At 64.7% G+C, this 18399-nt stretch carries 16 protein-coding genes; 6 read left to right on the forward strand and 10 right to left on the reverse strand.

Annotated elements, in window-relative coordinates; all coding sequences use genetic code 11:
• The first annotated feature begins 86 nt into the window (after positions 1-86).
• From DM450_RS23675 to DM450_RS23695, 5 genes are all read left to right on the forward strand, one after another.
• Positions 87-1481, forward strand: a complete 1395-nt coding sequence (locus tag DM450_RS23675) for an efflux transporter outer membrane subunit (RefSeq protein WP_142639804.1) — start codon at positions 87-89, stop codon at positions 1479-1481.
• Between the two features lie 13 nt (positions 1482-1494).
• Positions 1495-2661 (forward strand): HlyD family efflux transporter periplasmic adaptor subunit, encoded by a 1167-nt coding sequence (locus DM450_RS23680; RefSeq protein ID WP_011607971.1) that lies wholly within the window; start codon positions 1495-1497, stop codon positions 2659-2661.
• Positions 2662-2680: 19 nt separating this feature from the next.
• A complete protein-coding gene (locus tag DM450_RS23685; protein ID WP_011607970.1) occupies positions 2681-4225 on the forward strand; it encodes a DHA2 family efflux MFS transporter permease subunit in 1545 nt (514 codons plus the stop codon).
• Positions 4226-5073: 848 nt separating this feature from the next.
• A complete protein-coding gene (locus DM450_RS23690) occupies positions 5074-6351 on the forward strand; it encodes a phospholipase A (RefSeq protein ID WP_260610682.1) in 1278 nt (425 codons plus the stop codon).
• A gap of 31 nt (positions 6352-6382) precedes the next feature.
• Complete coding sequence (locus DM450_RS23695; RefSeq protein WP_176705049.1) at positions 6383-6820, forward strand: DUF2147 domain-containing protein; 438 nt, start codon at positions 6383-6385, stop codon at positions 6818-6820.
• 182 nt (positions 6821-7002) lie between these two features.
• Here DM450_RS23695 and DM450_RS23700 read toward each other — a convergent pair whose 3' ends face one another.
• Genes DM450_RS23700 through DM450_RS23710 form a run of 3 tightly spaced genes read right to left on the reverse strand, consistent with a single transcriptional unit; the run spans position 7003 to position 9270 of the window.
• On the reverse strand, positions 7003-8085 hold the full coding sequence (locus DM450_RS23700; protein WP_238828900.1) for a zinc-dependent alcohol dehydrogenase family protein: 1083 nt from the start codon (positions 8083-8085) through the stop codon (positions 7003-7005).
• Positions 8086-8122: 37 nt separating this feature from the next.
• Positions 8123-8653 carry a GNAT family N-acetyltransferase gene (locus tag DM450_RS23705; RefSeq protein WP_007686150.1) on the reverse strand — a complete coding sequence of 177 codons (531 nt, stop codon included), beginning with the start codon at positions 8651-8653 and terminating at the stop codon, positions 8123-8125.
• Positions 8650-9270 (reverse strand): recombinase family protein, encoded by a 621-nt coding sequence (locus DM450_RS23710; RefSeq protein ID WP_008832583.1) that lies wholly within the window; start codon positions 9268-9270, stop codon positions 8650-8652. The genes DM450_RS23705 and DM450_RS23710 overlap by 4 nt, the downstream gene beginning before the upstream one ends.
• Before the next feature lie 125 nt (positions 9271-9395).
• On the opposite strand from DM450_RS23710, the gene DM450_RS23715 reads away from it, so the two are divergent.
• Positions 9396-12287, forward strand: coding sequence for a Tn3 family transposase (locus tag DM450_RS23715; RefSeq protein WP_013849879.1), 2892 nt, complete (start codon positions 9396-9398; stop codon positions 12285-12287).
• Positions 12288-12483: 196 nt separating this feature from the next.
• On the opposite strand, the gene DM450_RS23720 is transcribed toward DM450_RS23715, so the two are convergent.
• Genes DM450_RS23720 through DM450_RS23750 form a run of 7 tightly spaced genes read right to left on the reverse strand, consistent with a single transcriptional unit; the run spans position 12484 to position 18346 of the window.
• Positions 12484-13233, reverse strand: coding sequence for an HAD-IIB family hydrolase (locus DM450_RS23720; protein WP_142639806.1), 750 nt, complete (start codon positions 13231-13233; stop codon positions 12484-12486).
• On the reverse strand, positions 13230-15731 hold the full coding sequence (locus DM450_RS23725) for a heavy metal translocating P-type ATPase (protein WP_004212886.1): 2502 nt from the start codon (positions 15729-15731) through the stop codon (positions 13230-13232). The genes DM450_RS23720 and DM450_RS23725 overlap by 4 nt, the downstream gene beginning before the upstream one ends.
• Positions 15728-16336, reverse strand: a complete 609-nt coding sequence (locus DM450_RS23730; RefSeq protein WP_004212885.1) for a cation transporter — start codon at positions 16334-16336, stop codon at positions 15728-15730. Before DM450_RS23730 ends, DM450_RS23725 begins: the two co-directional genes overlap by 4 nt.
• Positions 16333-17019 (reverse strand): ZIP family metal transporter, encoded by a 687-nt coding sequence (locus DM450_RS23735; RefSeq protein ID WP_004212882.1) that lies wholly within the window; start codon positions 17017-17019, stop codon positions 16333-16335. Before DM450_RS23735 ends, DM450_RS23730 begins: the two co-directional genes overlap by 4 nt.
• A 3-nt stretch (positions 17020-17022) precedes the next feature.
• Complete coding sequence (locus DM450_RS23740; RefSeq protein ID WP_004212881.1) at positions 17023-17436, reverse strand: hypothetical protein; 414 nt, start codon at positions 17434-17436, stop codon at positions 17023-17025.
• Positions 17437-17483: 47 nt separating this feature from the next.
• Positions 17484-17861 (reverse strand): hypothetical protein, encoded by a 378-nt coding sequence (locus tag DM450_RS23745; RefSeq protein WP_009824022.1) that lies wholly within the window; start codon positions 17859-17861, stop codon positions 17484-17486.
• Positions 17858-18346, reverse strand: a complete 489-nt coding sequence (locus DM450_RS23750; protein ID WP_013849881.1) for an SRPBCC domain-containing protein — start codon at positions 18344-18346, stop codon at positions 17858-17860. The genes DM450_RS23745 and DM450_RS23750 overlap by 4 nt, the downstream gene beginning before the upstream one ends.
• Positions 18347-18399 lie beyond the last annotated feature (53 nt).

Raw genomic sequence — 18399 nt, forward strand, 5'->3', positions numbered from 1 at the left:
TCGCTATAGGTGGACCGATCGGTTCATTTAAGCGGGCGGTTATGATTCGGCTCTCCTTCCTTCACTCATGTGGGCGCGTCGTTGCGATGCCCGCCGTCTGCTGCACCATGCTTCTCGCCGGGTGCGCCACTCTGCCCGAGAGGTTGCCCATCGCGCCGATCTCGTCGTCTGAAAGCTATGCGAGCGCGCAAAGCCTTGCGGCACCCGCGGCCGAGTGGCCTGCTGATGGCTGGTGGCACCAGTTCAGCGATCCGCAGCTCAGCCGGCTGATCGAGGAAGGCCTGTCCGGGGCAAGCGATCTGCGCATCGCGCAGGCCCGCTTCGCCCGCGCCGAGGCGCTGGTCCGGCAAAGCAGATCCAGGCTGCTGCCCTCCCTCAATGCCGACGCCCAGGGGGGCGTGACCAAGCAGAGCTATAATTACATCGTCCCCGGCGATTTCGCACCGCGTGGGTGGCCCGACTATGGCCAGGCCACGCTCAGCCTCGATTGGGAGATCGACTTTTGGGGCCGCAACCGCGCCGCGCTGGCAGCGGCCCGGTCCGAGAGCGAAGCCGCGGGTGTCGAAGCGCAGGCGGCGCGGCTGACGGTGGCGACCGCCATCGCGGCTGCCTATGCCGACCTTGCAGGCCTCCACGCCGAATTCGATGCAGCGCAAGAAGCGGTTGCGGTGCGCAGCCGCACATTGGAGCTGATGCGCGGCCGGGCGGGCCAGGGTCTCGAGAACCAGGGTGCGGTCGAGCGGGCTGCGTCGGCGCTCGCATCGGCCGAAGGAGAACGGGCGGCCCTCGACGAGGCTCTCGCGCTGTCCCGCCACCGGATCGCCGCGCTGATGGGCGCCGGCCCCGATCGCGGGCTTGCCATCGCGCGCCCCGCGCTCGACCTCGGCGGCGACTTCGGGCTGCCGGCCAACCTCCCTGCAGAGTTGATCGGGCGCCGCCCTGATATCGTCGCGGCGCGGCTGCGCAGTGAAGCGGCCGCCAGCCGCATCAGCGAGGCGCGCGCGGCCTTCTATCCCAATGTCAATCTGAGAGGCCTGGTCGGCCTCCAGGCGCTCGGCATCGGCGATGTCTTCAAATCCGGATCGGATTTCGGGACGGCCGGGCCGGCGATCAGCCTGCCGATCTTCGATGGCGGCAGGCTGCGCAGCCGGCATCGTGCTGCCGAAGCGGACTATGCGCTGGCCGTGGCGCAATATGACGGCGCCCTCACGCAGGCGCTGCGCGAAGTCGCTGACGCGGCCGCGAGCGAGCGGGCGCTCGCCGAGCGGCTCGACCGCGCACGCGCCGCGCAACGGGCGGCGTCATCCGCCTGGACGGTCGCCAACAATCGCTATCGCGGCGGCCTTGCCACCTATCTCGACGTGCTGAGCGCCGAAGACGCGCTGATCGGCGCCCGCCGCGGCGTCGCCGCGCTCCAGACCCGTGCCTTCGCCCTCGACGTCGCGCTTATCCGCGCACTCGGCGGCGGCTTCCGTTCCTGAAGGATCTTCCGCCATGACCACCATTGTCCACACCGTCGAACATGACGTCTATACCACCACCGAAGTCGTCACGCCCGAGGACGAAGCGGCGCAGAAGAGCAAGCGCAAGAAGCTGTTCCTGCTGCTGGCGCTGGGCGTCGTTGTCCTTGGCGGCGCTTATTATGCCTATGACGCGCTGATCGCCTCCCGGCATGTCGAGACCGACAACGCCTATGTCGGCGCCAATGTCGCGCAGATCACGCCGCTGGTCGGCGGCCCCGTCCGCGAAGTGCGCGTCGACGACACGCAGATGGTGAAGCGCGGCGATATCCTCGTGAAGATCGACGACACCGATGCCCGGATCGCGCTCGCCCGGGCCGAGGCCGAACTGGCGCTGACCGAGCGCCGCGTGCGCGGTCTTCACGCGACCGGAACCGGCCTCGATGCCCAGATCGCCGCGAGGGCCTCCGACCAGGCGCGCGCCGACGCGCAGCTGACCTCTGCGCGCGCCGATCTCGATCGCGCCCGCATAGACCTCCAGCGCCGTGAGGCCCTCGCGCAGTCCGGCTCGGTCTCGGGGGAGGAACTGACGATTGCGCGCAACGCGCTTGCGACCGCGACCGCCAATCTGCGCGCGGCCGAGGCGCTGCGTGCGCAAGCGGCCTCCAATCGCACCGCTGCCATCGGCAGCCGCGACGCCAACCGGGTGCTGATCGCAGACACCGCGATCGGCGATAACCCGGAGGTGCTCGCCGCTCGCGCCGCGCGCGACCAGGCGCGGATCGATCTCGAACGCACCGTGCTGCGGGCGCCGGTCGATGGCGTCGTCTCACGCCGCCAGGTGCAGATCGGCCAGCGTGTGCAGCCTGGCGCGATGTTGATGGTGATCGTGCCGATCGACGCCACCTTCGTCGACGCGAACTTCAAGGAAGTGCAGCTTGCCAAGGTCAAGCCGGGCCAGCCCGTGAAATTGCATTCCGATCTCTACGGCAAGGACGTCGTCTATACGGGACGCGTGGTGGGCTTTTCGGGGGGGACCGGCGCGGCCTTCGCCGTCGTTCCCGCGCAGAACGCGACCGGCAACTGGATCAAGGTGGTCCAGCGGCTGCCGGTGCGCATCGCCCTCGATCCCAAGGAGCTCAACAAGCACCCGCTGCGCGTCGGTCTCTCGATGACCGCCGACATCGACATCTCGAACTAATCCGACGGGGACCGGGTCCATGGCCATCGCCTTATCCTCGCCGGCGGCGCCTGCCGCTCCGCTCACCGGCACCCGGCTGCTGCTGGCGGCGCTGGCCGTGGGGCTCGGAAACTTCCTGGTGGTGCTGGACACCACCATCGCCAATGTCTCGGTCCCGACCATCGCCGGCGCGCTCGGCGTGTCCTCGAGCCAGGGCACCTGGGTCATTACGTCCTACGCGGTGGCCGAAGCCATTACCGTGCCGCTCACCGGCTGGCTCGCCAAGCGGTTCGGGACCCAGCGGGTCTTCATCACCTGCTATCTGTCGTTCGCCGTGATCTCGCTGCTGTGCGGGCTCGCCACCTCGATGGGGATGCTGATCGGCGGCCGCGTGCTGCTCGGCCTCGTCGGTGGCCCGATCATGCCGCTCTCGCAGATGCTGCTGCTGCGTATGTTCCCGCCGGAAAAGGCCACGCTGGCTACGACGATCTGGGCGATGACGACGCTCGTCGGCCCGGTTGCGGGACCCATTCTAGGCGGGATCATTTGCGACAGCATCGGCTGGGAATGGATCTTCTTCATCAAGGTGCCGATCGCCGCCGGCGGGGGGCTCGCGGTCCTGTATTTCCTGCGTGGCCAGGCCGATCCGACCGCACGCGCCTTTATCGACAAGGTCGGGCTGGCGCTGCTTATCGTCTGGGTCGCGGCGCTGCAGATCATGCTCGACGAGGGCCGCAACCACGACTGGTTCGCCTCCGCAGAAATCCGTGTCCTCGCGGCTGTCGCCGCGGTCGGATTTGTCGCCTTCCTGATCTGGGAGCTCACCGAGAAGCATCCGATCGTCAATCTGCGGATATTCCGGCATCGCGGGTTCGTCGCGTCATCGATCACTTACACCGTGGCGTTCGGCGCCTATTTCGCGACGCTCGTCATCCTGCCGCTCTGGTTACAGCAGAATATGGGCTATACCGCCACATGGGCGGGGTACGCCACCGGCGTGGTCGGCATCTTCGCCATCCTCTCCGCGCCGATGGTCGGCAAGGCGGTCGAGACCTATGATCCGCGCCTGATCGTGTCCCTGGGCGTGCTTGGGCTCGGCCTGACCACCGCGTGGCGCGTCTTCTTCAACCAGGACGTGACCTTCCTCCAGATGGCGTGGCCGACGCTCATCACGGGGCCGTTCATCGTGATGTTCTTCGTTCCGGTGACCGGCCTTGCGATGGCCAGCGTATCACCTGACGAACAGGCTGACGCTGCCGGCATATCCAACTTCATGCGCACGCTGGGCGGTGCCTTTGCGACTTCGCTGGTGCAGACGCAATGGGCCAACGCGGCGCGTGAAAACCAGACTGAACTGGCTGGCGCGATGCCGCAGGGGCAGGCGGTGATCGACGGCATGGTGTCCAGCGGCGCAACGCCGCAAGCCGCGACCGCGTCGCTCACGCATCTCGTCGAATCCCAAAGCGTGATGCTCGCCACCCTCGATGTCTTCGCGCAGGTAGCCTTTGTCTTCGTCATCGCGGCCCTGCTCATCTGGTTCGTGCCGAAACCCAAGGGGCCGATCGACACGAGCGGAGCGCATTGACCATGGCCGGCGCGACGCCCCTGCGTTCGAGCCTGCACCAAAATCTCTCCGATTGCGCGGCAGCCTCTCGACCTCGCCCGCGCCCCGTCATGGCAGCCATAAGCCCGTGGGGGACCGATATGGCCCTGCGCCGCTTGCGGCTGCCTGCCTGCCAGCCCAACGCCCCCGATCCCGGCGATCCCTCCCTTACCCCCCTCGCCGGGCCGGGCTGGCAGGCCCTTCTTTCTTGAGACAGGATAGGGATTTCGCTGTTCTCGATCTGGCCGGGTCATCAGCGTCTCTGGCCGGCAGCGGCACTCGGCGCTGTGGCGAAGCCTTGGGCCTATGGCCCGGGGATAGTCCGGGCGGAAGTTTTCCGGTCGACCTGACCCCGCTTGAAGAAAGCGCGGCCCTCCTTGGCATCATGGACGGAGTGAACGGACGGAGAATCCGTCCATCCGAACCGACTGGCCGCTTCTCGGCGCTGGTGCGCTTTGTCTTCGAACCCGATACCTTGCCTCCGCTCGCCAACCCCAGGCTCGAGGCGATACGAAGCCTCGCAATGCACAGCGTCGCCCGGACAAGCGGCAAGAACGCTCCCCCAGACACCCATATCCTTGATGTCGAGCTTGTCCGCGCTGTCCGCTGCTTCCTTGACCTCAGAACCGTCGATGCTGACCGTCTGAAAACATTCGGGTCTCAAGGAAGGTGAGCCGGCTGCGTCTGTCAACCGGCGAGGGTTTTACGCCGGTTCAAGGGCTCTTTTTCGGTAGGGTCATGCGGTTCAGGCAGATTAACGCATTATGACTCATTGTCTTGATAGGACGGTTGCGAACGGCGACCTCGAACAGCCAAGAGGCGGACCGGCGTTGAAGCTGACGAGAACATTGCGCCGGAGCGCCAGCGGGCAGCGCTCCATGCGGCCAGGGCGTAACGCTGCCTATATTTTCAGCACGCTTCTCGCTGTGCTGGCGCTCTGTCCTGCACGGGCCGAGGCCGCGCCCGATATTCTCATCAGCGATGTGGGACAAATCGATGCCGATGGCAGATTGTGTGTCGAACTGCGCATATTGAACGGCGACGAGCAGGCGCAGATCGTGACGTTGCCCGACAGGATCGAGGCCCGCATCGAAACGCACGGCGAATCCCGTTCTGTCTGGCTCGAGCGCGCGCCCGGGACAGGCGCAAGCCTTTCTGTTCCGGCTGCTGGTTTTGCGCCTGCGAGCTACCGGGCGAGGCTTGCGCCAAGCGCCGACTTCGATCACGCGATCCTCTCGATTCCGGCCTGGAGCGGCCGCGGCGTTGCGATCGCGCTTCGTCCCTCTTCCGAAACGACCGGGCCTGTCGCGATGGAAACCGCGGCTATGGCCGAGGCGCCGCAGATGCCGCAGGCCGCGCCGTCTCCCGCCGACCGTAGTGTCGGCAACAGCTTCCTCTCCAATCTCTCGGCCTATGAACCAATCTATGCGGTCTATGGTCCCGGCACCGATAGCGAAGCACGGATCCAGATCAGCTTCAAATATCAGCTCTTCGGATCCCGGCAGGCTGACGGCCTGCCGCACAGCTGGCGCGATGGGCTGCACTTCGCCTACACGCAGCGCATGTTCTGGGACGTCAGCGCGAAATCGTCGCCCTTCCGGAATATCGATTTTCAGCCGGAGCTCTTCTACCTCACCCCTTCGGCCACGCTGGCGAGCGGCGTAGCGCTGAGCGCACAGGCCGGCCTGCGTCACGAATCCAACGGTCGCGACGGCCCGGATTCGCGCAGTTTCAACACATTCTATATCGCACCCATGGCGGCCTTTCCGCTCGGCGGGAATTATCGCCTGACGGTGGCGCCCCGCCTGTCGCTCTTCATCGGGGACAAGTCGGACAACCCCGACATTGCCCGCTATCGGGGCAATGGCGCCTTGTTCGTGGAACTGGGTGATCCCGCCGGCCTTCGGCTGTCGGCCAATGGGCGCCTCAATCTCGATAGCGGCAAGGGGGCGGTCGCGGCGGACCTGTCCTATCCGCTGCCACGCCTCCTCGGGGGAGGACCGGACTTCTATCTGTTCGCCCAGAGCTTTGCGGGCTATGGCGAGAATCTGCTCGATTATGATCGCAAGGTAAGGCGTGTCCGGGTCGGAGTCGCACTGGTTCGATAGCAAAGCGCCGTCTCCGCCACAGGAGAAGCACATGACGAAGGTTCCAGGCCAACAGTTCCGGTTGAGGATCGCTCTCGGCATCGCCGCCGCGCTTTTCATTGCGACCATGCCAGCCAGCCTCTCGGCAACCGGCACTTCGTTCGGAACCTGGTCCAATCCGCAAGGCTCCGTGCATGTGCGGGTGGAACCGTGCGGCAGCGAGATGTGCGGGGTTGTTATCTGGGCCAATGACAAGGCGAAGGCGGATGCGCGCCGTGGCGGCACCGATCCGCTGATCGGCTCCGCTCTGTTCCGCGGGTTCGTTCAGGAACGGCCCGGTGTGTGGCGCGGCCGTGTGTTCGTGCCCGATATCGGCAAGACCTTTTCCGGCACAATCAGCGTGATCGACGACGACCATGTGCGCGGCGCGGGATGTCTCGTTGGCCGGATCGGCTGCCGCTCACAGATATGGACCCGGCGGAAGCGGTAGCCGACGGGCGCTGCCGGTCGGCTGTTCTCGATCTTTGCCTCAGCAGTGGGTTACGGCAGCAGCGGAAGCGGTTTCCAATAGATTTCGATATTGAAAGGCTGGACGCAGGTTCGCAATTCGGCGACTGCCCTGGTCTCCGCCGATGAAGGTCCTCCATCAGCGGAGTGCCCGGACGCCAAGGCTCAGAAGTCGATGACGACCTTCATCGCCTTTTCGGCAGCCGAGTTCTTGAACACATCATAAGCCTTCGGCAGTTCGGAGAAGGCGAAGTGGTGCGTCACCAGCTTTTCCATCGGGAACTTGCCCGCACAGCAGGTCTTGAGCAGCATCGCGGTGGTGTTGGCGTTGACCAGGCCCGTCGTGATGGTGAGGTTCCTGATCCACAGCTTGTCGAGCGCGAACGTGACCGGATGACCGTGGACGCCGACATTGGCGAGATGGCCGCCCTCTTTCACCACTTGCTGGCAAATGTTCCAGGTCGCCTCGGCGCCGACCGCTTCGATCGCGCAGTCCACGCCCCGCCCTTCGGTGAGTTCGAGGATCTTGCTCGCGGCATCCTCCGCGCCCGAGTTGATCGTGTCGGTTGCACCCAGATCGCGCGCCAGCGCGAGGCGATTATCGTCGAGATCGACCAGGATGATCCGCGACGGCGAATAAAGCTGCGCGGTCAGCAGGCAGCCCATGCCCACCGGCCCGGAGCCGATGATGGCCACCGTGTCGCCGGGCTTGATGTCACCATTCTGCACGCCGATCTCATGCGCCGTCGGCAGGGCGTCCGAGAGCATCACGGCGACATCCTCGTCGAGTTCGGGCGGAAGCAGGTAGAGCGAATTGTCGGCGAAGGGGACGCGGACATATTCCGCCTGCGTCCCGTCGATCATATAGCCGAAGATCCAGCCGCCGCCGTTGCGGCAATGGGCATAGAGTTGCTTCTGGCAATTCTCGCAGGTGCCGCAGCGGCTGACGCAGGAAAGGATGACCTTGTCGCCCTTGCTGAAGTTCTTCACTGCCGAGCCGACATCCTCGATCACCCCGATGCCTTCATGGCCCAGGATGCGGCCGTTGAACGCGCCGCTTCGCTCGATCTGCGTCTGCTCGATCTCGGGGTTCTTGCCCTTCCAGATGCCGAGGTCGGTCCCGCAGATGGTCGTTTTCACCATGCGGACGAGGACGTCGGTGGTTTCGATGAGCGCGGGCTTGTCACGCTCCTCGAAGCGGATATCGTTGGCGCCGTAATAGGGGGCGTTTGCGGGAGGGGGCGGAATCCTACGCCAAGCTCGCCCAGATAGCCGGCGCGAGATCTTACTTGTTGCTGCCTTCTACGGTCGCGCCAGAAAGGCGACGGCTCAGTTCTATCCGGCGATGGCTACGCATTTTGAAGGTGTCTGGCCCAACGCGCCGATACTCAATGAAGCCGAGAGAACGCCAAAATCGCTCTGCCGCTTCATTCGCTTCCAGCACGGCCAACCGAATCTCTGTGGCACCTCTCGCAGCGGCCCAGCTTTCGACCGTCGAGTAAATTGAGCGTCCGACGCCACGACCACGCTGTGCGGCATCTACGATCATGAAGCCGAGATACCATGTGCCATCACGCGGATAATCGCGGAGGATGGCCGCGATTGCATATAGGCCGCCAGGCCCCTTCCATCCCAGGACAGCTTGATTGTGGGCGCTCTTTTCGGGCGGCACATCGGAGAAAAGCTCGCGAGCATCGTCCAGCGTGGGCGCGGCCCCGTCCTGCAACAGGAAATAGTCGCTGCAACGGTTGTACAGGTCTGCAACGTCTGCGGCGTCCGCTTGGGTAAGTTTGATCGGGGCTCCCGTCATCATCATCGCGTTTTGGCAGCAAGCACGCGCTGACCGTAATCCCGGAGTTCCCCGTTGGGACCGACATAGCGGTAGAGAGTGACGCGCTCGATCCCGAGTTCCTTGCAGAGGTCGGAAACGGACGTGTCGCGTTGGGCCATAGCAGCCTGAGCGAGCCGCACCTGGGCCTTGGAGAGGGCGAACTTGCGGCCACCCTTGCGTCCCCGCGCGCGGGCAGCGGCCAGGCCAGCCATGGTGCGCTCGCGGATCATATCCCGCTCAAACTCCGCCAGTGTGGCAAAAATGCCGAACACCATCCGGCCCGATGGCGTCGTGGTGTCGATCTGCGCGCCCTTGCCGGTGAGCACCCGCAGACCGATACCGCGATCCGACAGATTCTGCACCGTGCTGACCAGGTGGGTGAGCGTTCGGCCGAGCCGGTCGAGCTTCCAAACGATGAGGACATCGCCGTCGCGCAACGATTTCAGGCAGGCGGCAAGACCGGGGCGATCATCACGGCTACCGGATGCACGATCATCATAGATATTGCCTGGCTCGACACCGGCAGCGCGAAGGGCATCGTGCTGCAGGTCGAGCGACTGCGAGCCGTCGGCTTTGGACACGCGGGCGTAGCCGATCAGCATGGATCACAAACGAAGGTTTGAGGCGGTGACGAACATGAGCACATAAGATTGGGCTATTGTGTATCTTAACCAGCATCTCAATCAAGCTATCTCAAACCGTAGCTCGGAAAGAATAAGGAGCATGTATGCCGCGTCGCGTGACCCTGACCGATCGACAGCGCGAGGCGCTGCTTCACTTGCCGGTCGATCAAGGTGAGCTGCTGCGGCACTATACCCTCAGCGATGAGGATCTCGGGCATATCCGCCAGCGCCGGCGCGCCCACAATCGTTTTGGCTTCGCGCTGCAACTGTGCGTCCTGCGCTACCCGGGCCGGGTGCTCGCTCCTGGCGAGTTGATCCCGGCGCAGGTATCGGATTTCATCGCGGCCCAGCTCGGCCTGACCAGCGACGATCTACTCCTCTATGCCGCGCGCGAGGAGACCCGGCACGAGCATCTGGCGGACCTTCGCCGAATCTACGGCTATCGCTCCTTTTCGGGGCGGGGCGCACGGGATTTGCGCGAATGGATCGCTCGGGAAGCCGAGGCGGCGACATCGAATGAGGATCTTGCCCGTCGCTTCGTTGCGGAGTGTCGCCGCACCCGCACGATCCTTCCCGGCTCCTCGACGATCGAGCGCCTTTGCGCCGATGCGCTGGTTGAGGCCGAGCGCCGGATCGAGGATCTTATCGCCCATCGCATCACGCCAACCCTGAGCGAGAATTTGGCTCACCTGTTGGAGGATACGGTGGATGGTCGCGTCACGCGCTTCGTATGGCTGCGACAGTTCGAGGTTGGCGCAAATTCAGCAGCCGCTAACCGGCTGATGGATCGACTGGAATATCTTCAAAGGTTCGATCTTCCGGCGGATTTGCTGGACGGCGTGCCGGCGCATCGTGTGACCCGGCTTCGCCGGCAGGGCGAGCGCTATTACGCCGACGGCATGCGTGATCTGCCCGAAGACAGGCGGCTTGCGATCCTCGCTGTCTGCACCCTGGAATGGCGGTCATCGCTGGCCGATGTCATCGTGGAGACCCACGATCGCATCGTAGGCCGTCTCTATCGGGCCTCCGAACGCCTTTGCAACACCAGGATCGCCGACGAAAAGGCGGCCGTTCGGGACACGCTGAAGTCCTTTGCCGAAATCGGTGGTGCTTTGCTTGGAGCGCAGGACGATGGCACGGCCCTGGACGGGATAATCGCCACCGGGCCTGGCTGGGAACGGTTCAGAACCCTTGTCGCCACGGCCTCCGCGCTGACCAACGTGCTCGCGGCCGACCCGCTCAGCCGTGTGCTGGACGGCTATCACCGTTTCCGCCTCTACGCGCCCAGGATGCTGCGCCTGCTCGACATGCAGGCGGCGCCGATCGCCACGCCTCTTCTGGCGGCCGTTGCGATGCTGCGTAACGGGATCAAGGTCGATCCGCCGGTGGATTTTCTACGTCCCAACTCGAAATGGCATCGTCATCTTTGCGCTGAGCCCAGCGGCGACCACCGGCTTTGGGAAATCGCGGTGCTGTTCCACATCCGCGACGCCTTCCGGTCCGGTGACATATGGTTGGCGGGATCGCGCCGCTATGGCGACCTCAAGCAGCTTCTGGTCCCGCCACAGGCGATAGAGCAGACCGCGCGGCTCGCCGTGCCGCTGCGACCCGGCGAATGGCTGGCCGAGCGCAGGGCTCGACTGGATACACGGCTGAAGGAGTTTGGCCGCGCGGCGCGAACCGGCACGATCCCAGGCGGCATCATCGAGAACGGCAAGCTGCACATCGACAAGCTGAGGGCCGACACGCCCGAAGGGGCCGAGGATCTCGTGCTCGATCTCTATCAACAGCTCCCGCCCGCGAGGATCACCGATCTGTTGCTGGAAGTCGATGAGCGAACCGGATTTTCCGAGGCGTTCACGCATCTGCGCACCGGCGCGCCCTGCAGCGACCGGATCGGCCTGATGAACGTGTTGCTGGCGGAAGGCGTCAATCTCGGTTTGCGCAAGATGGCGGCGGCGACCAACACGCACAGCTTCTGGGAATTGCTGCGGATCGCGCGCTGGCATGTCGAAGGCAGCGCCTATGATCGGGCGCTCGCCATGATCGTGGAGGCCCACGCCGCCCTGCCCATGGCCGCCTTCTGGGGACAAGGGCAATCGGCATCCAGCGACGGGCAGTTCTTCCTTGCTACCGAGCAGGGCGAGGCGATGAATCTGATCAACGCGAAATATGGCAACGTCCCGGGCCTCAAGGGATACAGCCATGTGTCCGATCAATATGCGCCGTTCGCAACCCAGGTGATCCCGGCAACGGTCAGCGAGGCTCCCTATATCCTGGACGGGCTGCTCATGAATGACGCGGGCCGCCGCGTTCGCCAGCATTTTGCCGACACGGGCGGCTTCACCGATCATGTGTTCGCCGCCTGCGCCTTGCTCGGCTACAGGTTCGCCCCCCGTATCCGCGATCTCCCTCAGAAAAGACTCTATGCCTTCACGCCCAACGCGACGCCGGCCAATGTGCGAGCGCTGGTCGGAGGTAAGATCAATGAACCGCTCATCGAGCGCAACTGGCCCGACATCCTGCGCATCATGGCGACGATCGCAGCGGGGATCGTCGCCCCCAGCCAGATTCTTCGCAAGCTCGCCTCTTACCCGCGCCAGAATGAGCTGGCCCTCGCATTGCGAGAGGTGGGCCGCATCGAGCGAACCCTGTTCATGATCGACTGGATTCTTGATGCCGGCCTCCAGCGCCAGGCTCAGATCGGCCTCAACAAGGGTGAGGCCCACCACGCCCTAAAGCGCGCCATCAGCTTCCACCGCCGAGGTGAAATCCGGGATCGATCCGGCGAAGGCCAGCACTATCGCATCGCCGGAATGAACCTGCTCGCCGCCATCATCATATTCTGGAACACCATGAAGCTCGGCGAGGTCGTCAATACCCGGGCCGCCAGCGGTACCCATATCGCGCCTGATCTACTCGCCCACGTCTCGCCGTTGGGATGGGAACACATCAATCTAACCGGGGAATATCGCTGGCCCAAATCCTTAGCGTAGGATTCCGCCCCCTCCCGCAAACGCCCCCTACGATTGAGAAGCGCGGCGGAATCTCTTAGATTGATCGCTGGAGGCTTTGTTCGCGGAGACGCGCACATTGCCTTCTTTTCGTTTTAGGAAGCGCTGCCCTAAGCGACAGAAGCCAGAGCTTTGACAATGCGGCATTCCGCGATGGAGCCGACCATGTATCTTGATCCTATCGGTGCAGACACGCGATGATGGCGGTCACGACGGCGGTGGTTTCCGCGACGTCGCGCACCCTCACTGTGTCGAGGCCGATTTCAGCAGCGGGATAGTCATTCCCACCGGGGAATAACGCATCCCCAATGAACAGCATCCCGTCGAGCGGGACACCGCTCTCGGCACTCAGGCGCTTCAGGCCATAGCCCTTGTCGATCCCTGCTCTGGTCACGTCGATCGATGTCGTGCCACCGAGATTGATCGAGAGCTCCGGCAGCTTCGCGCGCAACGTGGCCTGCAACGCGGTCCTCTTCTTTCGGTCAGGATCCCACGCTTCCTTTTCCTTCAGCGGCGCTGCCTGCCCCAGGCCCGAAAAGGTGATCTGGCTGCCCCGGTCCTCGATCCGTTCGCCCCAGATACGTTCGTCGGCGAGACCGGCATCGGTCAGCGCCTGATCGAAGGCCGTGCGGATCTTCGCCTTCTCCGCGTCGTCGAACAGTTCGGCATAGACCGCGCGCCAAGCGCCATTGATGAACCGATAGAGTTTCGTGCCTGTGGTCGGCATCAACCAGAGACGGTCGAGCGCGACGCCGGCAGGAAGGCGCGAGGCGATCTGCTTTTCGAACTGCGGCCAGTCCCCGCCCGAGATCACCGCCACATCCGTGATGGCGAGCAATCGGGCGAGGATTGCGGCCATATCCTCCGATAACGGCCGCTTGCTCTCGGCAAGCGTGCCGTCGAGGTCGAAGGCGATCAGCCACTTCATGCCGCCTTCCCTGCCGGATCGCGGTAGGCGAGCAGCCTGAGCGCATTGATGACGACGAGCAGCGTCGATCCCTCATGAACCGCCACCGCTGGCCCAATGCCGAGGCCGAGGATGGTAGCAGGCACCAGGAAGGCGACGACACCCAGGCTGACGAAGACGTTCTGCCGGATGATTCCACGGGTATGGCGGCTAAGACCGACTGCGAATGGCAGGTGCGCCAGATCGTCGGCCATCAGCGCCACGTCGGCTGTCTCCAGCGCAACGTCCGACCCCGCCGCGCCCATCGCGATGCCGACCGTGGCGCTTGCCATCGCCGGCGCATCGTTCACGCCGTCGCCCACCATCGCGACCTTGTCTTCGCCGGCGAGCTTCTTGATCGCGGCAACCTTGTCTTCGGGCATGAGGTCGCCCCACGCTTCGTCGATCCCGACTTCGTCGGCGATCGCTTCGGCGACTTTCTGGTGATCGCCGGAGATCATTATCATCCGCGACACGCCCATCTCGTGCAGCCGACGCAACGCGGTCTTGGCAGCTTCGCGAGGCGTGTCCATCAGGCCGATCGCGCCCAGGTCGCGGTCCCCCTTGCGGACCACCATTGTCGTGCGGCCGTTCTCGCGCAGCTTCGCGATTGCGTCCTGCGCGCCCTGCCCCAGCGCCGGAATGCCCTCACTTCCGAACATCTCGGCCTTGCCGATCCACACCGTCTCGCCATCCACGCTCGCGGTGACGCCCCGACCGGTCAGGCTCTTGAGGTCGCCGGCAGTCGGCACGGCACGATCGTTCAGACGTTCGCGGCCGTCCTTGACGATCGCTTGGGCCAGGGGATGGTCGCTCAACGCTTCGACGGCGACAGCCAGCGCCAGCAACTCGCCTTCATCGGCGCCATCGACGGGCACGACATCAGTGATGCGCGGACGACCTTCGGTCAGCGTGCCCGTCTTGTCGAAAGCGATCGCTTTGAGCGACCCGAGGTTTTCGAGCGGTGCACCGCCCTTCACGAGCACGCCGCCCCGCGCTGCACGGGCAACGCCCGACAGGACCGCGCTCGGCGTTGCGATCGCGAGCGCGCACGGGCTTGCCGCCACCAGCACCGCCATCGCGCGATAGAAGCTGTCGCGGAACGGCTCGTCGACGACCACCCATGCGAACAGCAGGAGCACTGACAGGACCAGGACGGCGGGCACGAAGATCCGTTCGAACCGGTCGGTGAAGCGCTGCGTCGGCGACTTCTGCGTCTCCGCTTCGCTCACCATCTTCACGACCTTGGCAAGCGCGCTTTCATTGGAACGGCGTGTCACCTCGATCTCGATCGCGCCGCCGCCGTTGATCGTACCAGCAAAAACCCGGCTTTCCGCGTCGACTGCATCGGGCTTGGCGCGTGCCGCTGCGGCATCTGCGACCGGCACCTTGTCGACCGGGATGCTTTCACCCGTGACCGGGGCCTGGTTGATCGCGCTGGTGCCCTTGATGACGAAGCCGTCGGCAGGCAGGCGCTCGTTCGGGCGGACGATGGCAATGTCCCCGACGACCATCTGCTCGACCGGGATTTCGCTGGTCTGCCCGCCGCGTCGCACGGTCGCGGTTTCGGGCGCGAGCTTCGCCAGCGCCTCGATCGCCTTCTTGGCGCGGCCCATTGCATAATGCTCAAGCGCATGGCCGAGGCTGAACAGGAACAGCAGCAGCGCACCTTCGGCCCATGCGCCCAGCGCAGCGGCGCCGGCCGCAGCGACCAACATCAGCGTGTCGATCTCGAACTTCTTCATCCGGAGGTTGTCGATCGCCTCGCGCAGCGTGAAGAATCCGCCGAAGAAATAGGCTGCGATATAGCAGGCGGTCGGCAGCCATTCGGGCGCGCCAGCGACCAGCCTCTCGATCGCGTAGCCGATCCCCAGCAGCGCGCCACAGGCGAGCGCGAAGATCAGCTCGGTATTGGGGCCGAGAAATTCGGCGTGGCTATGGTCGTGGCCATCGCCGGGGCCGTGCTTCTCTTCGCCCGCGCCGTGGCCCCCGGGGCCGTGGTCGTGGCCGGCATGTTCATCGGCAGCGACCCGCTTGCCCACCCTCACCTTCAGCTTGCGAAGCGCAGCGCGCACCTCCTCTTCGGTGGTTTCGCGGCGATCATATTCGACCCGGACAGACCCGCTGGTGCTGGCGCTTGCCTGGACCACGCCGGGCAAGGCGCACAGCGCATCGCTGACCGTGCGCGCCCGACGTTCGTGGTTGATCCCCGTCACCTGCCAGATCGCATGGCCGTAGCGCTCGGTGATTTCGGCACCTGCGGCGCGCACCATTTCGCGCAACCGTGGCAGCGGCAGCTTGGCGGCATCGAAATGGATGCACAGCGCCGCTGGCGTGTTGCCGTCGAGACAGATCACATGCGCCCGCTCGACACCTTCGCGCTTTGACAGGGTTGATACGAGACGGTCCAGGCAGGCATCGGCCGCGTCAGGAAGGTCCGGCAACAACACTGGAATGTCGAGTTCGAGCTTGTCGTTCATGACGACCTCCTTTCGCTTTTCTTGGTTTCGGCGCGCGCGTCGCGCAGGATTTCGACACCGCCCTTGATGGCGATGATGGCGGTGGCGAAGCCGACCAGCAGGTCCGGCCAATTGGTACCCAACCACAGCACCAGCACGCCGGCGATCAGGATGCCGCCGTTGGAAATGAAGTCGTTGAAGCTGAAGGTGGTTGCGGCCCGGAGATTGACGTCCGGATCCTTGAGGCGCTGGAGCAGCCGCAGGCAGAGGTAATTCACGACGCCGGCGATCGCGGACATGACCATCATGGTAGGTCCGATGGGCTCGCTGCCCTGCACGTAGCGCCGTCCGACATCGATCAAGATGCCGCCCGCGAAGATCAGCAGCATGACGCCCGAAGCGACCGCGGCGCGTGTCTTCCATGTCTGGCCCCGGGTGAGCGCCACAAGGCTCAGCGCATACACAGCCGTATCGGACAGGTTGTCGACGCCGTTGGCGATCAGCGCGCTCGAGTCCGCGAAGAAGCCGGAAACGAAGAAGCCCGCAGCGATCGCCGCGTTCAGCAGCAGGACGATCCACAGTGTGCGGCGCTCCTGCCCGCCATTGTTGTCGTTGCCCGGGATCATCCCATCATCTCCTCAAGTGTCAGCAGGGCCAGGAAGCCGACGAAAAACATCGAGCTGATGAGCGGGGTGTCGGGTTTCTCGTGCGCCTCGACCAGCAACTCCTCCGTGACGAGGTAGAGCAGCGCCATCAGCCCGAAGCTGAGGAAGCCGGCGATCATCACCGGCGACAGCGCGGCGACCGGCACGGCAGCGAGCGCGCCGATCGGCAGCAGCAGGGCCAATGCCGAGACGATCACGATGATGCGCAAGCGCGAGCGATAGGTTTCCGCCAGCTCGTCGGTCAGCGTCAGTCCCAGAAATAACACTTCCAGAGTGAGCGCGATCGTCAGCAGGAGACCTGCCTTCTCGCCCGCCACGAAAGCGAGGCCGAGCACCAGGCCGTCGACCAGAATGTCGATGCCGATCGCGGCGAGTAGCGCCATCGGCCCCTTGAAGCGGGCCTCAAGAGCCTTGAGCCCCAGCATGGTCGCGACGCCCGCCGCCCCGCCGATCAACGTCGCGCTGGGCGATGCCTCATGCTTGACCTGCGGCAGGATTTCGGTCGCTGCCGCCGCGAACACGACGCCGGCAGCGAGATGCTGTAGGCCCGCCACGAGGCCAGGTTTCAACTTGGTGCGGCTCGCGACAATCGCGCCGAGCACGACCGCCAGCACAGGCGCAAGCGTATAGAGCAGTGCCTGCATTTCCTAGGACTCCTCCGGGGTTCGGTGGCAGACGCGGATCTTCCCGCGTCGCGTGAACGCGATCGATCCGCCCGCCACGACAGCCCGCGAATGGTCGCCGCGAAACTCGTCACCGGTTCGCTGCGCGCGCAGGATCTCGGTCCTGCCCTTCGGCAGCCAGGTGACGGCCATTTTCAAGCCGTCATCGATGAAGTCGACATCGGCGCGTGTGCCGTCGTCGCAGTACATGATGCGCTGCGCGATTAGTTTCGACGTCAGATGCTTTTCATGCGCCGGCTCGGTAGGCTGGGTCGGCGCTGGATTACACGCCCCTATAACCGCCCCGGAGACGAGAACGACGCCGAGGCGCGCGATCGCCAGACCGGCCCGATTCAGGCCGCACAAGGTTGTCACATTTGAAATCGACGTGTCAGACATCGGTCTCTTCCGACGAAGCGCCCTGTGGCGTTCGAAGGCAGGGCAGTTCATCGCGTGCCTTCCTGCTCGCAGATCCGGGTACGGCCGTCGCCTTCCACGATGGTGAGCTGCGACCCCTTGAAGGTCGCGGTGGCTGTTTCGCCGACATATTGCAGGCCCTGCGCTGGCGCGGTCAGCATCATCGGCGGTCCCCCGTTGGAGCGCCGCAAATCGATCTGCAGGCCGTTGTCCTTGTAATCGACGAACAGCGGTTCCCCGTCGGAACAGCGATATCTATGCCGCCCCATTTCCCCGGTCGCCACGGCGCTGTCGGACGAATGGATCTGCTGCTCCGTTGGCGGGGCTGGCGGCTTTCTTTCCGAGCACGCCGCGAGCCCGACAACGAGGATGACGGCGGGCAGCACCCGCTTACAGTGCATCATCATCGCGCCTTCCTCCTGCAGCGGAAGGGGACGCGCTGACGATTGATAGCCCGGGCAGGCTGACCTACCCGCCAGCGGAGATAGGTTGCGAGGCGATCGTCAGATTCGACCATCAGGGATCGCAGGCGGCGCAACATCATCGCCGCGAACGGCAGGGAGAGCGCCCCGCGCAGCGTGCAGCTATGCGTTAGCCTGGTGCCGCCATCGTCCCCCGCCAGCTCGTACCGCTCTTCGAGCGTGAACAGATAGGGGATGCCGCAGGACCAAGCGAAGGCGTGCGGTTTATCGAATCGATCAATCCGTGCTGGCGTCCGAATTGGCCGGGTGATGCCCTGGATCGCAAAGGTGCATTCTGTGTCGCCGAGCCGGGACGGATCATCGAGAAATACGAGCGGACTCCACGCCCGGCGATGATCCGGATCGGTGAGTGCCGACCAGATGCGCAGTGGCCCGCCGTGAAGCATCGAGCTGGTTATGGTGCGAGGCATATCCCCATCTCCCAGAGATGGGCGGGGCGATCGCGGATCGCCCCGCCCATCCA

It is taken from the genome of Sphingomonas sp. IC081, from assembly GCF_006874585.1.
Lineage (GTDB): Bacteria > Pseudomonadota > Alphaproteobacteria > Sphingomonadales > Sphingomonadaceae > Novosphingobium.

Excerpts from the sequence above, each read along its gene's own strand:
- DM450_RS23720 (WP_142639806.1), bottom strand. The coding sequence starts at position 13,233 with ATGAAGTGGCTGATCGCCTTCGACCTCGACGGCACGCTTGCCGAGAGC.
- DM450_RS23735 (WP_004212882.1), bottom strand. The coding sequence starts at position 17,019 with ATGCAGGCACTGCTCTATACGCTTGCGCCTGTGCTGGCGGTCGTGCTC.
- DM450_RS23680 (WP_011607971.1), top strand. The coding sequence starts at position 1,495 with ATGACCACCATTGTCCACACCGTCGAACATGACGTCTATACCACCACC.
- DM450_RS23750 (WP_013849881.1), bottom strand. The coding sequence starts at position 18,346 with ATGCCTCGCACCATAACCAGCTCGATGCTTCACGGCGGGCCACTGCGC.
- DM450_RS23715 (WP_013849879.1), top strand. The coding sequence starts at position 9,396 with ATGCCGCGTCGCGTGACCCTGACCGATCGACAGCGCGAGGCGCTGCTT.
- DM450_RS23745 (WP_009824022.1), bottom strand. The coding sequence starts at position 17,861 with ATGATGATGCACTGTAAGCGGGTGCTGCCCGCCGTCATCCTCGTTGTC.
- DM450_RS23675 (WP_142639804.1), top strand. The coding sequence starts at position 87 with ATGCCCGCCGTCTGCTGCACCATGCTTCTCGCCGGGTGCGCCACTCTG.
- DM450_RS23740 (WP_004212881.1), bottom strand. The coding sequence starts at position 17,436 with ATGTCTGACACGTCGATTTCAAATGTGACAACCTTGTGCGGCCTGAAT.
- DM450_RS23685 (WP_011607970.1), top strand. The coding sequence starts at position 2,681 with ATGGCCATCGCCTTATCCTCGCCGGCGGCGCCTGCCGCTCCGCTCACC.
- DM450_RS23730 (WP_004212885.1), bottom strand. The coding sequence starts at position 16,336 with ATGATCCCGGGCAACGACAACAATGGCGGGCAGGAGCGCCGCACACTG.
- DM450_RS23695 (WP_176705049.1), top strand. The coding sequence starts at position 6,383 with ATGACGAAGGTTCCAGGCCAACAGTTCCGGTTGAGGATCGCTCTCGGC.
- DM450_RS23725 (WP_004212886.1), bottom strand. The coding sequence starts at position 15,731 with ATGAACGACAAGCTCGAACTCGACATTCCAGTGTTGTTGCCGGACCTT.
- DM450_RS23710 (WP_008832583.1), bottom strand. The coding sequence starts at position 9,270 with ATGCTGATCGGCTACGCCCGCGTGTCCAAAGCCGACGGCTCGCAGTCG.
- DM450_RS23705 (WP_007686150.1), bottom strand. The coding sequence starts at position 8,653 with ATGATGATGACGGGAGCCCCGATCAAACTTACCCAAGCGGACGCCGCA.